General features: G+C 59.4%; 16 protein-coding genes. 7 read left to right on the forward strand and 9 right to left on the reverse strand.

The annotated features are described in order from the left end of the window. Nucleotides 1–52 precede the first annotated feature (52 nt). Entirely contained in the window at nucleotides 53–187 is a 135-nt protein-coding gene (locus F550_RS19505) for a hypothetical protein (protein ID WP_018148982.1), read from the forward strand. After that, nucleotides 177–1,859, forward strand: a complete 1,683-nt coding sequence (locus F550_RS0112890; RefSeq protein WP_018148983.1) for a hypothetical protein — start codon at nucleotides 177–179, stop codon at nucleotides 1,857–1,859. Before F550_RS19505 ends, F550_RS0112890 begins: the two co-directional genes overlap by 11 nt. 3 nt (nucleotides 1,860–1,862) lie before the next feature. Here F550_RS0112890 and F550_RS0112895 read toward each other — a convergent pair whose 3' ends face one another. The 4 genes from F550_RS0112895 to lepA form a co-directional block, all read right to left on the reverse strand. Further along, a complete protein-coding gene (locus F550_RS0112895; RefSeq protein ID WP_018148984.1) occupies nucleotides 1,863–2,669 on the reverse strand; it encodes an enoyl-CoA hydratase/isomerase family protein in 807 nt (268 codons plus the stop codon). 205 nt (nucleotides 2,670–2,874) lie between these two features. Beyond that, nucleotides 2,875–3,966 (reverse strand): alkene reductase, encoded by a 1,092-nt coding sequence (locus F550_RS0112900; protein WP_018148985.1) that lies wholly within the window; start codon nucleotides 3,964–3,966, stop codon nucleotides 2,875–2,877. A gap of 87 nt (nucleotides 3,967–4,053) precedes the next feature. Further along, the gene (locus F550_RS18685) at nucleotides 4,054–4,572 is read right to left on the reverse strand and encodes a lysozyme inhibitor LprI family protein (protein WP_018148986.1); all 519 of its coding nucleotides are present in this window, start codon (nucleotides 4,570–4,572) and stop codon (nucleotides 4,054–4,056) included. 97 nt (nucleotides 4,573–4,669) lie between these two features. Beyond that, a complete protein-coding gene (gene lepA / locus F550_RS0112910; protein ID WP_018148987.1) occupies nucleotides 4,670–6,475 on the reverse strand; it encodes a translation elongation factor 4 in 1,806 nt (601 codons plus the stop codon). 108 nt (nucleotides 6,476–6,583) lie between these two features. On the opposite strand from lepA, the gene F550_RS0112915 reads away from it, so the two are divergent. Beyond that, nucleotides 6,584–7,696 carry an aromatic ring-hydroxylating oxygenase subunit alpha gene (locus F550_RS0112915; RefSeq protein WP_018148988.1) on the forward strand — a complete coding sequence of 371 codons (1,113 nt, stop codon included), beginning with the start codon at nucleotides 6,584–6,586 and terminating at the stop codon, nucleotides 7,694–7,696. A gap of 6 nt (nucleotides 7,697–7,702) precedes the next feature. Here F550_RS0112915 and F550_RS18980 read toward each other — a convergent pair whose 3' ends face one another. Together F550_RS18980 and F550_RS0112925 are read right to left on the reverse strand one after the other, a co-directional pair. After that, the gene (locus tag F550_RS18980; RefSeq protein ID WP_018148989.1) at nucleotides 7,703–8,419 is read right to left on the reverse strand and encodes a DUF1428 domain-containing protein; all 717 of its coding nucleotides are present in this window, start codon (nucleotides 8,417–8,419) and stop codon (nucleotides 7,703–7,705) included. Between the two features lie 25 nt (nucleotides 8,420–8,444). Further along, nucleotides 8,445–9,119, reverse strand: coding sequence for a glutathione S-transferase family protein (locus F550_RS0112925; protein WP_018148990.1), 675 nt, complete (start codon nucleotides 9,117–9,119; stop codon nucleotides 8,445–8,447). Between the two features lie 56 nt (nucleotides 9,120–9,175). Between F550_RS0112925 and F550_RS0112930 the strand changes: the two genes are divergently transcribed. Together F550_RS0112930 and F550_RS0112935 are read left to right on the forward strand one after the other, a co-directional pair. After that, nucleotides 9,176–9,616: a MarR family winged helix-turn-helix transcriptional regulator gene (locus tag F550_RS0112930; protein ID WP_018148991.1), complete on the forward strand. Its 441-nt coding sequence runs from the start codon at nucleotides 9,176–9,178 to the stop codon at nucleotides 9,614–9,616. 115 nt (nucleotides 9,617–9,731) lie between these two features. Next, on the forward strand, nucleotides 9,732–10,364 hold the full coding sequence (locus F550_RS0112935; protein ID WP_018148992.1) for a MarC family protein: 633 nt from the start codon (nucleotides 9,732–9,734) through the stop codon (nucleotides 10,362–10,364). Nucleotides 10,365–10,378: 14 nt separating this feature from the next. On the opposite strand, the gene F550_RS0112940 is transcribed toward F550_RS0112935, so the two are convergent. Then, nucleotides 10,379–11,257 carry a 3-hydroxybutyryl-CoA dehydrogenase gene (locus F550_RS0112940; RefSeq protein WP_018148993.1) on the reverse strand — a complete coding sequence of 293 codons (879 nt, stop codon included), beginning with the start codon at nucleotides 11,255–11,257 and terminating at the stop codon, nucleotides 10,379–10,381. Nucleotides 11,258–11,347: 90 nt separating this feature from the next. Next, nucleotides 11,348–12,082: a TMEM175 family protein gene (locus F550_RS0112945; protein WP_018148994.1), complete on the reverse strand. Its 735-nt coding sequence runs from the start codon at nucleotides 12,080–12,082 to the stop codon at nucleotides 11,348–11,350. Between the two features lie 78 nt (nucleotides 12,083–12,160). Between F550_RS0112945 and F550_RS0112950 the strand changes: the two genes are divergently transcribed. Beyond that, a complete protein-coding gene (locus F550_RS0112950) occupies nucleotides 12,161–12,691 on the forward strand; it encodes a DUF305 domain-containing protein (protein WP_018148995.1) in 531 nt (176 codons plus the stop codon). Here F550_RS0112950 and F550_RS0112955 read toward each other — a convergent pair. Next, nucleotides 12,685–13,089 (reverse strand): MerR family transcriptional regulator, encoded by a 405-nt coding sequence (locus F550_RS0112955; RefSeq protein ID WP_018148996.1) that lies wholly within the window; start codon nucleotides 13,087–13,089, stop codon nucleotides 12,685–12,687. The genes F550_RS0112950 and F550_RS0112955 overlap by 7 nt on opposite strands. 75 nt (nucleotides 13,090–13,164) lie before the next feature. Here F550_RS0112955 and F550_RS0112960 point away from each other — a divergent pair, with 75 nt between their 5' ends. Beyond that, the gene (locus tag F550_RS0112960; RefSeq protein WP_018148997.1) at nucleotides 13,165–13,956 is read left to right on the forward strand and encodes a MauE/DoxX family redox-associated membrane protein; all 792 of its coding nucleotides are present in this window, start codon (nucleotides 13,165–13,167) and stop codon (nucleotides 13,954–13,956) included. Nucleotides 13,957–13,966 lie beyond the last annotated feature (10 nt).

Below are 13,966 nucleotides of genomic sequence, written 5' to 3' on the forward strand. Positions count from 1 at the left end.
CGTCGACGAGCAACAATCGCGGTGAAGCTACCGCCAAAGAGGTCTCTGAAGAATGCGTAAATGGTTCATCCTGTTCGCTGTCCTGATAATCGGTGTGGTCGCTGCGCTTTGGTGGCTTGGCAGCGAGGTCGACAATGCGCGCCCCGATGACGGCGAAGTGCGGATGGAGATCGAAAATGTCTTCTAGGCTCATACAGGCCGCGCTGATCTCAGCGGCTCTCGGCCTGACCGCCTCCGCGCAGATCCGCTCCAGCGGGCTCGGTGATGTGAACGCCTGGAACAGCAGCCTCCTGGAACGCGGCGAGAGCTCTGTCAGTGACAGGATCTGGGCGTCGTCGGATACCGGCTATCTGATCGATCTCATGCAGTCGCTTGATATTGACGCGCTGACAAGGGCAGAGCGTGAGCTTCTGAGCCTGGCGCTGCGCTCGCCATCTGCCGCGCCGCGTGGGGACGGTGCCGATGAGCTACAGACAGAGCGGCTACGGGTTCTCGATGCGCTGGGTGAGCGCCGGGCCGTGGCCATGCTTGGGCGCCAGATTGATGAAGTTCCGGAGGGCATCGACCCTGACGCGATCACAGCCGACAATCGGCTGGCAGCCGGAGAGCTTGGCCTCGTCTGCGACCAGATGAACCCAGAGGACGCCGAAAAATTCTGGCTGGAGCTGCGCATCATCTGCGCGCTCGAAAATGACAACCTCGCCGAAGCAGAGCTTGCGCTGGAGCTTGCCGGAACTGAAGAAGGCGCGGACCCGTGGGTCACCGAGACGGCAATCTCGATCATCGCCGAAGCTGATGAGCGCCCGGATGCGCGCTTTGGCTCAGGCCTTGAAGTCGCCCTGTCGCAGCTGGCTGATCTGGAAGTGACGGCTGACGCGCTCGACACCGCACGTGCCGATCTCGCGGCAGACTATGCCAGTGAGCGGTCCAATCCACTGGAGCTTCGCGTCGTCGCGGCGCAGAATGCAACAGCGGCGGGTCTACTGGACGCTCCGCAATACCGCGCGCTCTATCTCGACTATGTGGGCACGCCCGGTTTCGAGGCGCAGACCCTGACCGATGAAGCGCTTTACCTTCTCACTCAGATCGAGGAGCCACGGGGGCCTATGATCCGCGATCTTCGCGCCGATGGCACCGATGCGCTTGATGACATGTTCCCTGATGACGAGGTGACCGAAGACGAGCCGCCGGAATTGTCGCTGGAGCAGCGCCGGGTCGAGGCACTGGTTGCGGCGCTCGACGAGGCGCGCGGCGACGCTGACCGCTATCGGACTATGACGGGTCTTTTCGAGGAAGACATCAAGTCATTCTCTGCTGACGCCGTGTCCGAGGTTCAGGCAATGGCATTCGCGCGGGCCGCACTTGCCCAACAAAATGCCTTGCTAACAACGTTCTGGCTCGACGCGGCAGAGGATAGCGGTGACGCCTCCTCTGAAATCGAATTGATGCGAGGCTATACACTTACCCTGTCGCGGGAGCGTGACAGGGGCACGATTGAAGGCGTTGTCGCGGCGCTCCTGGATGAAGACGCTGACGAGGGCGCAAACGAAGCGGCTCTGAAGCTCTTCTCCGTCTGGACGAGCTTTGATGTGTCTCTTCCCGTTGAGGCCCGCCGGGCGCTCGCCGAGGCGTCTTCTGGCGAAGACACCGCCGCGACACCCGGCCGTCTGGTCGCAATCGATGCTGCCGCGCGCAATGGTGCGCATGGTGAGGCGATCCTGCTGATCCTGAATATGACCGCAGGTTCGCCGGGTCAGCTGTCGCCAATCGCGCTCCAGACCGCGTTATCGACGCTGCGCCGTCTTGGCGCGGACGATACCGCCCGCGCCCTGGCGCTAGGGATTGCAGGCCTGGGTTAAGGCCTATTTGCCTTTGAAGTTCGCCTCGCGCTTTTCGAGAAATGCCATCATGCCTTCGCGCGCATCTTCTGTCCGCATCAGCGGCAGGAGCTGCAGGAAGACGTGGTGGACGTGTTCCGTGAACGGCTCCGAGAGGCCCATACGCATGAGGCGCTTCGAGGCCTGAACGGCGAGCGGCGCATTCCCGACGACTTCGGCTGCCAGTGCGCGTGCTTCGTCCATCAGGCTGTCATGCGCGACGACCTTTGAGCAGAGGCCTTCGGCGAGGCATTCATCTGCCTTGAGCGTGCGGCCCGTGAAGATGAGCTCGCATGCCTTTTCCCAGCCCAGCATGCGCGGCAGGAACCAGGTGCCGCCGCTTTCCGGCAGGATACCGCGCTTGGTAAAGGCGGCCGCCATCTTGGCCTTGTCGGACATGATGCGGATATCGCAGCCAAGCGCCGTGTCCATGCCATAACCTGCCGCGCCGCCATTGATGGCGCAGATGGTTGGCGTGTCCATGTTGAAGAGGATCGTCGGCGGCGTATTGCGCAGGTCCAGATTGGCCGATGAGACCGCGCCGGAGCCCATCCCTTCGCCCTTGGTTGCGCTTTCGAGGTTGAGGCCGGCGCAGAAAGCGCGGCCTGCACCGGTGAGGATCACGCAGCGCACATCCGTGTCGGCATCTGCTTTCAGCAGCGCGCTGGAAAGACCGTCCAGCATCGGTCCGGAGATGGTGTTCATACGGTCCGGCGCATTCAGCGTGATCGTCGCGATATGGTCGCTCACCTCATAGAGGATTTCTTCGAAAGTCGTGGCGGTATCTGGCATGTTTCTGTCTCCCTTTTGCGAGAGAGATTAGCGGCGATCCCCCAGGCTGCCTATTGGTGACGCTGGGGAGGGGCCGGCGACCAGCGCCCTCGTCCTTTGACCCCGGCCTTCGCCGGGGCAGGTTCCGCTCAGGATGAGGGCTGTTGAGGCGTCGGGTATGCCCTCATGGTGAGCGAAGTCGAAGGACGAGGGCAAAGACAGGCGCCTACGCCTCTTCCATCGTTGGAAAGTCGGTGTAGCCGCGGGCGCCGCCGCCATAATAGGCTTTGAGGTCTGCTTCGTGCAGCTCTGCGTCGGCTTTCAGGCGGGCGACAAGGTCTGGGTTTCCGATGAATGGGCGACCAAAGGCGACGAGGTCGCCGGTGTTCTTGGCTCGGGCGTCGACCGCCATGTCGCGTGTGTAGAGATTGTTGAGAATGGTCGGGCCTTTGAAGCGTGTCCGAAGTTTCAGGACGTCGAAATAGGGCTCTGGCGTGCGCGTGACGCCGGTATCGCCCTCGACGAGATCCAGCCAGCCAATCCCAAGCTCATTCATCATGTCGATGACGTGATTGAAGAGCGGCTCCGGGTCGGTGTCCCACGTGCCATAGGCATGCGCGAGGGGCGCCAGCCGCACCATGATGCGTTTACCGTCCCAGACTTTCAGGCAGGCCTCGAGTATCTCTTTCAGGAAGCGGGCGCGGTTCTCGATGGAGCCGCCGTATTCGTCATCCCGCTGGTTCGTTATGTCATTGAGGAAAGCGGAGATCAGGTAGGAGTGCGCGGCATGAAGCTCGATGCCATCAAAGCCTGCCTTCTTCGCGCGGGTAGCGGCGGCTTCATAGGCGTCGACCATGCCCTTGATGTCCGCCTTGGTCATCACGTGGACCGGCTCATAGGGTTTCGGGCCCTGTTCTGTAAAGATTTCACCGGGCTGGCTGTACTCTGACGGGGAGACGGGAGGCGTCCTGCCATCTGCGCTCAGCGAGGAGTGGCTGAGACGGCCTGCGTGCCAGAGCTGGCTGAAGATGAGGCCGTCCCGGGCGTGGACCGCTTCGGTGACCTCTTTCCAGCCTGCGATCTGATCATCCTCCCAGAGGCCGGGGAGCATGGGGCCGCCGCGTCCGCCGGGCGTGACGGCGGTTGCCTCGGTAATGAGCAGGCCTGCGCTCGCGCGCTGTGAGTAATAGTCCGCCTGGAGCTTTCCCGCCTTGCCGTCCTGCGTCGCGCGAGCGCGCGTCAGCGGCGACAGGGCAATACGGTTCTTGAGCGTCAGGCCGTTAAAGGTGACGGGGTCGAAAAGATCGGTCTTGGACATGTGGCAGGCCTCCCGGAGATTATATTTTGAGGGAAGTCTATCAGTGGCGGAATGGAGAGCTATCCATCACGTCGGGAAAGCTGCCGCCTACATCCTCGCGTTTGCGATGTGCTCTTCAAGCTCCATTGCGCGCGCTGCGGTCATACTGTTCATGCAGTCAGCGCCGGTAATGCGGCCTATCGTGCCGCCTCGAAATTCGCGGTAGGCAAAGCTGCACTTGGCATCGCGCCACGCGATCCAGGCGCGCTGGGTGTCCCGCAGATCGTCAGCGAGTTGCATGCCGTCTGGCTCGTCCTGATCCTGTTCAGCATAGACCGCACGCAGGTCCTTATAGGCGCCATTGAGGCGCGCGTCCCAGAAGGTGAGCTCTCGGTCGATGCATTCGACCATGTCGCTCGTTGAGCCTTCAATGCCGGGGCAGGCGTTAATGATCGTGCCGATACATGCAGCGCGGTCGGCACTGATATTACCGGCCTGATCCAGGCATTGCTGCATCTGAACGCCGCCAGCCGAGGGCGTGCTGTTATCGGCCTGCGCTGAGGCTGCGCCCGAAGCTGCGAAAGCCAACAGGCCCGCAACCAACATGCTCATATTCAAACCAGACATCCGCGCATTCCCTCTATCGACCATGAGGGGAATGCTACCGTGCTCGATGCGTTAGGCAATCAGGAATCGGAATGTTCCTTGCCAGCAACCGAAAGGATCAATCGTCGTCCATGCGCAGGGCGGCGACAAACGCTTCCTGCGGGATTTCGACCTTGCCGAACTGGCGCATGCGCTGCTTGCCGGCTTTCTGCTTGTCGAGGAGCTTGCGTTTACGCGTTGCGTCACCGCCATAGCATTTCGAGGTCACATCCTTGCGCAGCGCCGAGATGGTTTCGCGGGCGATCACGCGGCCACCGATGGCTGCCTGGATCGGGATCTTGAACATCTGGCGGGGGATGAGGTCTTTGAGGCGTTCGCACATCTGACGGCCACGGCCCTCGGCCCGGTCGCGGTGGACCAGCATGGAAAGCGCATCGACTGGTTCGTCATTTACCAGGATCGACATCTTTACCAGATTCTCGGCGCGGTGGCCGATGATCTCATAGTCGAAGCTCGCATAGCCCTTGGAGATCGATTTCAGGCGGTCATAGAAGTCGAAAACGATCTCGTTGAGCGGCAGCTCGTACTTCACCATGGCGCGCCCACCAACATAGGAGAGCTCTTTCTGGATGCCGCGCCGGTCCTGACAAAGCTGCAGGATCGAGCCGAGATATTCGTCCGGCGTATAGATCGTCGAGCTGATCCAAGGTTCGCGGATTTCGCTGATCTTCACGACATCCGGCATGTCGGCCGGATTGTGCAGTTCGATTTCGGTCCCATCCGTCATGGTCATCTCGTAGACCACCGACGGGGCCGTCGCGATCAGGTCTAGGTCAAACTCACGGCTGAGACGTTCCTGGATGATTTCGAGGTGCAGCAGTCCGAGGAAGCCGCAGCGAAAGCCCATGCCAAGCGCGGCGGAGGTTTCCATTTCCCAGGTGAAGCTGGCGTCATTCAGGCGCAGCTTCGACATGGCGGCGCGCAGATCATCAAAGTCGCCTGCATCAACAGGGAAGAGGCCGCAGAAGACCATCGGCACGACTTCTTTGTAGCCAGGAAGCGGCGTGTCTGTCTGGTTCTTTTCATCGGTGATCGTATCGCCAACCGCGGTATCTGCCACTTCCTTGATCGAGGCGACAAAGAAGCCGACCTCACCGGGGCCGAGCTCATCGACGTCTACCGGCTTGGGGCCGAAGATGCCGACCTTGTCGACCTCATAGGTCGACTTCGCTCGGATCATGCGGATCTTCTGCTTCTTGCGCATGAAACCATCGACGATGCGCACGATGACGACCACGCCGAGATAGGGGTCGTAATAGGCATCAATCAGCGAGGCCTTGAGAGGCTTGTCGGCATCGCCAGTTCGCGGCGGAGGAAGGCGCGTGACGATGGCTTCTAGAACATCCTCGATGCCGATATTATTTTTCGCCGACGTCATGATCGCGTCGGAGGCGTCGAGACCGATAATGTCCTCGATCTGCTCTTTCACGCGCTCAGGTTCGGCAGCGGGAAGATCAATCTTGTTAAGGACCGGGACGATCTCATGGTTCTGTTCGATGGCCTGATAGACGTTCGCCAGCGTCTGCGCCTCAACACCTTGCGAGGCGTCAACCACGAGGAGCGAGCCTTCACAGGCGGCAAGGCAGCGGCTGACTTCATAGGAGAAGTCGACATGGCCCGGCGTGTCCATCAGGTTGAGGACATAGTCCTCGCCATCCTTGGCGGTGTAGTTCAGCCGGACGGTCTGGGCCTTGATCGTAATGCCGCGTTCCTGCTCGATATCCATGGAATCGAGCACTTGTTCGCGCATCTCACGATCAGTGAGGCCGCCCGTAAACTGGATCAGCCGATCAGCGAGCGTGGATTTGCCGTGGTCGATATGCGCCACGATGGAAAAATTGCGGATTTTGTCGCGGGGTGTCATGCCTGCGGCATATAGCGAGGCTTAACCGCCCCGACTAGCGGGGACATGCTGTCAATGCGGGGTGTTGCAGGCTTTCTGTAATCTGTTGGCCGGTATAGAAGGCATAATATGGCCGACACGCAGACGCTCATCGACAAGACGACCGAGACCCAGCCGGGCATCTCTGCCGAGGGCTGGCTGACCGATAGCTGGTATCTGGGGTGCACATCGAAGGCGCTGAAACCCGGCGGCCTGAAACATGTCATCATGCTGGACCAGCCGATTGTCATCGGTCGCACGGAGCAGGGTGAGGTCTTTGCGCTGCGCGATGTCTGCCCGCACAGGCTGGTGCCGCTCAGCGCTGGCAAGCAGGTCGATACGGACGGCGAACCAACGGTGCAGTGCCCCTACCATGGCTGGCGGTTCGGCACCGATGGCGTCTGCCGCCACATGCCAAGCGTTCTGGACGAGCAGCCCTATGAGGCGAGCCGGTTCAAGGTGCGCCGCTATCCGAGCGTCGAGAAGAACGGGCTGATCTTCGTCTTTATCTCGCACGACCCGAAATTCGACGGGGAGCCGGACGTGCCGGTCCCCGATTTCGGCGATTTGCCGGACAAGCCGAAATTCGTCATCGAAGAGACCTTCAACGCGCATATGGATGACGCGGTCGTGGGCCTGATGGACCCGGCACATGTCGCCTTTGTCCATTCACAGTGGTGGTGGCGCCCGCCGAGTGTTGGCCTCAAGCTGAAAGAAAAGCCCTTTGTGCCGCGCGACCGGGGCTGGGCGATCGATCGCCACCAGCCATCCTCGAATTCGCTGGCCTACAAGGCCCTGCTCGGCGGCAAAGTGACGACGGAGATCATCTTCCAGTTGCCGGGCTATCGCTGGGAGATTGTCGAGAATGAAAGCGCGCGGCTACTGACGCTGACCTGCCTGACGCCGGTCTACAAGAAGCAGACGCGGGTCACGCAGGTGACGTGGTTCTTTGGTGCGCCTCTGCTCAACCTCGCTATCCCGATTTTCAAGCCGGCAGCGCGCAAATTCCTTCGTCAGGACGGTGATATCGTCGACCTGCAGAATGAAGGCATGAAGTACCAGAAAGCGATGATCTGGATTGATGACATTGACGTGCAGGCCAAATGGTACCGCACGCTGAAGAAGGAATGGGCGGGGTCGCGCACCGAAACCCGCCCGTTCGAAAACCCGATCAAGCCAGTGACGCTGCGCTGGCGCAGCTAGGTCCCGCTAGCTGAGGTCTACGATGGGTCTGAAGTTACCGAAGATCATGCGCTTGCCGTCGAACGGCATTTCAGTGTTCTGCATGCGCTCATCGGACATCATCTTTTCCCAGCCTGAATCGCACGCTTCCTTCGAGGGCCATTCGATCCAGCCGAAGGCGATGGTCTCATCGTCCTTTGCCTGCACGGCGCGCTGGAAGTCGGTGACCTCGCCGGCCGGAACGTCAACGCCCCAGGCATCAAGCAGGCGGGTGGCACCATACTCCTGAAAGATCGCGGCCATACTTCTGGCGAATTCGGTGTAGCTCTCCTTGCCGTTGGCCGAAGCTGGCGCGACCATTCCGCTGATGTAGCCAGTCGCATCAGCCTTGCCGACATCCGACAGGGTCTCGAAGCCACCATAGATCATACGTTTGCCGTCAAACGGCATCTCGCCGCCCATCTGTGCCATGCGGGGGTCTTCCATCATCTTTTTACTGGCGGCGTCGGCGGCGGCCTTTGAGGCAAATTCAAACCAGGAGAAAACGATCTTCTCACCGGGTTCGGCCTTCACGGCGCGACGAAGGTCGGTCACGGTGCCGTTGGGAACATCATCTTCCCAGCTTTCGACCATGCGCAGGACGCCGAACTCCTTGAACAGGGGGAAAGCGCCGGAAGCGTGCTTGCGGTAGGCTTCCTTCCTTTCTTCCGGGACGGCAGCGACGAAGCCTTGAATATAGCGCATTAGAAGAGGTCCTTTTCTGGGTGCTTTAATTGTTGAATCCGGCAGGCGCCGAACCGGTGAAATCTGCCATCTGCGCATCAAGCGCGCGCTGGAAAGCCGGGCGGGCGAGGCAGCGCTTGAGATAGGCGTCGAGTGTCGGGAAATCTTCCATGGGCAAATGGCCGGATATGTCGCGAAGCACGGTCGCCATGGCGATGTCGGCAACGGTAAAAGGGCCCGCAAGCCAATCGCGCGCGCCGAGCGCATCCGAGACAGGCTGCAAACGCTTGCGGAGAAAATCTTCCGCGATGGGGCGTTTTTCCTTGGCCCACGCTGCATCGGAATAGACCGCATCGATGAAGAAGAGCTCAAAGTAAAAGCTCTCGATGCTGTTCAGGGCGCAGAGGAGCCAACTCTGCGTGGCGGCACGCCCTGCTGGATCTCGCGGCATCAGCGTTTCGCTCTTTTCGGCGAGGTGGAGCAGGATGGCACCGCTTTCAAAGACTCGCACACCATTATCGATCATTGCCGGGACCTGACCATATGGCTGGAGGTCGAGATAGTCGCCCTTGTTGCCGACACGCACCGGCGTGGTTCGATAGGGAATGCCCGCTTCTTCCATGGCCCAGCGGGGACGAAGATCACGGACATGGCCGCGCGCCATTTCTGGCACCCAGTCGAAAACAAAAAGCTCGATATCGGCGTCATCGGAAACAGGCATAGCAACGGCATCTCGCAATTGAATTAAAGTTGATATCAACGTAAATTACAGAACCGATGGCGAATCAAGTGACATTCTCGCAAACCCTTCATGTGAAGGATCATTGCCTGTGCCTCGCGGCGCAAAAGGCGGCCAGAGCGCTGGCACGCCGCTTCGACGAAGCATTCCGTCATCTTGGCATCACGAGCGGGCAGTTCTCGCTGCTTATGTCGCTGAACAGGCCCGAGCCACCGCCAATGGGGCCTGTGGCCGACCTGCTGGCGATGGACCGCACAACCCTGACCGCGAACCTCAAGCCGCTGGAGCGGCGCGGATTGCTGGAAATAATTCCCAACCCCAAAGACCGGCGGAGCAGGCTTTTGAAGCTGACAGATGCTGGGCATTCCCTCTTGGCCGAAGCCGCCCCGATCTGGGAAAGTGAGCATGCCAAGGTCGATGCCATGGTGACCGCCTGCGGTCCTCAGGACCTCAGAACAGCTCTATCCGAGCTGGCCTGAAAGATTTCTTTGCAGGCATGCGCACCGGCGCACTTGTAATCGTGCTGGTGTCCGCAATCTCTGAAGCAGCTCCGCTGAAAATGTAGATCTTGCAGGAAAGGCGCGCCGGCCAAGCATGACGCACACCCTCGTTGAACAATTCATCCTGCTATGGGTCGTGATTGACCCGATCGGGACGATTCCGGTCTTCATCGCCGTCGCTGCGGGCGTGGCGGCGGCAGATCGATGGAAGATCGCGTTGAAGGCGACGATCGCAGCGACGGCTGTTTTGCTTCTGTTTCTGGTTGGCGGCCAGTTTCTGATCAATGCACTCGGGATCAGCCTGCCAGCGTTCCAGATTGCAGGCGGAATCGTGCTGCTTCTCTTTGCGCTGACAATGATCTTCGGGGATTCAAAGCCTGAAAGCGAAGCGCAGCAATGGTCAGCTGAAGAAGATGGGCACTCGTCTGTCGCGATCTTCCCGCTCGCCATGCCGTCGCTCGCCTCACCAGGGGCAATACTCGCAGTCGTCGTGCTGACCGATAATAACCGCTTCTCAATTCAAGAGCAGGCGATGACCGGCGGTCTCATGTTAGCCGTCATGGCCTGCGCGTTCGTACTGATGCTGGCGGCGACGCCCATTCTTCGTATCATAAAGATGGCGGGTGCCGCGCTCGTCAGCCGGATCATGGGCATGATCCTCGCTGCTGTTGCTGTGAACACAGTCATCCTCGCCGTGATCGAACTGATCCGGACGGTGGAAATCTAGATTGAATTGAAGCCCTAGCGCGTCGGAACCGGCGCGTCGCCGCGATAGTCGTAAAAGCCGCGGCCAGCCTTGCGGCCAACCCATCCAGCCTCGACATATTTCACCAGAAGCGGGCAGGGCCGGTATTTGGTGTCGGCGAGACCATCATGAAGGACCTGCATGATGGAGAGACAGGTATCGAGACCAATGAAGTCTGCGAGCTGCAGCGGGCCCATCGGATGGTTCGCGCCAAGCTTCATGGCGGTGTCGATGCTGTCGACCGTGCCAACGCCTTCATAGAGCGCGTAGACCGCTTCATTGATCATCGGCACCAGGACGCGGTTCACGATGAAGGCCGGGTAGTCTTCGGCATTTGTAGTGGTCTTGTTGAGGCGGTCGGCAAAGCCAAGCGCCATCTCATAGGTCTGCTGATCGGTTGCGAGGCCGCGAATGACCTCCATCAGCTTCATCAGCGGCACCGGGTTCATGAAGTGAAGGCCGATGAATTTCTCCGGCCGGTCCGTCGTTGCCGCCAGACGCGTGATCGAGATGGAGGAGGTGTTCGTCGCGAGATAAGTTCTGGCGGGCACGGCCGCGCACACTGACTTGAAGATTTCTTCCTTCACTTCGCGCTTCTCGGTTGCCGCTTCGATCGCGAGATCGACATCGGCAAACCCGTCCAGCGTCGTACTGGTATTTATGCGGCCCATGGCTGTCGACATCTCACCGGGCGAAATCATGTCGCGCGAGACCTGACGGGTCATGTTGGACTCGATGGTCTCCATGCCCTTCGTCAGCGCCTCATCCGAAATGTCGTTCAGGTAAACATCATAGCCGGCCAATGCGCAGACATGGGCAATGCCGTTGCCCATCTGGCCCGCGCCCACGACGCCGACGCGTTTGATCTCACTCATTTCCGCCCTCCAGATGGCGAAGAAAATACATCACGTGCTTCTAAAGTGATTGTGCAGCGCGTCAAATATCAAGCTTTGTGAGCACATGGTTCAGACAGTGGATGGTGCGTCAGGGTCGGCTTCAGGTACGGGTATGAGCCGATCGACAAGTATGGCGGCCGGCCAGATCAGCCCCATGATCCAGCCGGAAAAAGCGTACATCGGCGTCCAGACCGCGCAAGCGCCAGTTAGCGCCACGATCAGGATCTGTACACGAAAGATCCAGATAGACTGACGGGTCATCGCGACTTCACTGCTGTTCAGCCCAAGCATGTCAGCCTTACTAAGCGCATGAGCGTACATCTGGCTGATGACGAAATAGATGAGGCCGTAACCGAGCGCGAAATATCCCATGATGATACCAGCTTCGCGGAAATTGATCCCGGCCGCCTGTAGCCTGCTCCAGTCGCCCATCACGCCTTCGATATAGCCGTAAAGACTGTCGAAAATGAACCGCAGCGGGTAGGCGGTGAAGAGTACGAGCAGGAGCAGGATGCAGTTCAGGAAAATAATGCGTCCATCCGCGACGCCGTAGCGGCGGAAGAAGATGTAGTGCGCGTTCCAGATCATGAAGAGAATCCCGAACGCGGCGGTCACTGGAATGATCGTCAGCAGGTTCGCGGTAAGCTGGTCGAAGGTCTCCGGCCGCGCAGCCGACGAGACGATCATGCCGAGAGCAAGTGCAAAGACAATATCCGACAGGTTTTCAATGCGCGTGACTGATCCGCCGCGCCAGTTGAAGCGCGGATCGTGGTCCAGTTCCCGGTTTATCGTTTCACGCAGCATGGCGCTCTCCCTTGCACTTTTCGGAACCTAGCCAAGCGCGATGCCTTCTCCAATGAGAAACAAATTGGAGGACGTCCGATGAATACTTCATCTTCCTACATCCGTTTCGGCGCAATGATATTGACGTCCATGGTCGTCATGTTCGCGCTGATGTACTTCAACACTTACGCCTTTGAGCATGTTCGCTGGAGCGAAACGCGTTTCTACATGACTTTTGTTATGGGCGGCGCAATGGCGATCGTGATGCTCGGCTACATGCTGGGCATGTACAAGAACACCAAAGTGAACATCGCAATTTTCGCGGGTGGCGCGCTGATGCTTCTGGGCGCGCTCTACCTTGTCCGGAGCCAGGCCACAGTCGGCGATCGTTCGTATATGAAAGCCATGATCCCGCACCACTCAATCGCCATCATGACGAGTGAGAGGGCAAATATTGAAGATGTACGGGTGCGCGAGCTTGCCGACGAGATCATTCAGGCCCAGCGCCGTGAGATCAAGGAGATGGAATGGTTGATAGAGGACATTGCCGAGAATGGAGTTGCCACAACCCAAACAGACGCAGAGGCGCGTCCTGTTCCCGGCTATGAGGGCCAGTTGACCCCTCAATGATCGAACGCTGTGAGGATCGGACACGGCCCTTCAGGCCCGTTGGCGCAGGCATTCGCAAGCTTTACAAGGCTGCGGCGCGCTGACTGGAGAGTTCGTATTTCGAGGTCGAGATCAGCGAGTCTCTTCTCGGCAATTTCTCCGGCTCGCCTTCGGTCATGGCTGGCGTCGAGCTCCAGAAGTTCCTCGATCTGCGAAAGGGTAAAGCCCGCTTTCTGAGCCGAACGGATGAAGCTCAGTGTCTGGAGAGCTTTTTCATCATAGCGCCTTATCCGGCCGATATGACCGGACCCGGCGGGTTTAACTGGAACCTCCAGGAGGCCGCGGCGCTGATAATAGCGAACAGTTTCAACGCCGACGCCGCAAGCGGCGGCGAGCTGCCCGATGGTCGATGCAGTCATGTCTTGACTCCGTACCGTGGTACAGACCCCATATGGATGGTCGCCTCGAATGTGAAAGAGATGGAGTGAACCGAGATGTCAGAGACGACGCCAGATACCGCAAGCCGAACCGAGGGCCCCGCAGCCCGGTCCGGACCGAATAAGGCCGTGCTCTATCGCATGGTCATGGACAAGCACATTTGTCCATTCGGCCTGAAATCGCGAGATCTCCTAAAGCGCGAAGGTTTCGAGATTGAAGACAATCACCTCACAACCCGCGAGGAAACGGACGCCTTCAAGCTGAAGCATGACGTGAAGACGACGCCGCAGGCCTGGATCAATGGTGAGCGTATCGGCGGTCATGATGAGCTGCGCCGCCATTTCGGAAAATCTACCGCGGCCGACAGGGAAGGCGAGACTAGCTACACGCCGGTCGTTGCGATTTTTGCGACATCCTTCCTGATGGCGCTGGCGGTCAGCTATTTTGCGTCAGGGACGATCTTCACCTTCCGCGCCATTGAGCTCTTCATCGCGATTGCCATGTGTGTGCTCGCGATCCAGAAGCTGCAGGATCTAACCGCTTTCCAGAACCAGTTCCTCGGCTATGACCTGCTTGCCCAACGCCATGTGCGCTATGCCTTCGTCTATCCGTTCGCCGAGGCCTTTGCGGGCATACTGATGATTGCAGGCGCGCTTATCTGGCTGGCGGCGCCGGTCGCGATCTTTATCGGGACGATCGGGGCCGTTTCTGTGGCCAAGGCGGTCTATATCGACAAGCGCGAGCTGAAATGCGCCTGTGTTGGCGGCAACTCGAATGTCCCGCTTGGGTTTGTCTCCCTGACGGAGAACCTGATGATGATCGCCATGGGCCTCTGGATGCTGTTCTAGCGCTGCGCTA

The organism is Henriciella marina DSM 19595 (assembly GCF_000376805.1).
Classification (GTDB): domain Bacteria; phylum Pseudomonadota; class Alphaproteobacteria; order Caulobacterales; family Hyphomonadaceae; genus Henriciella; species Henriciella marina.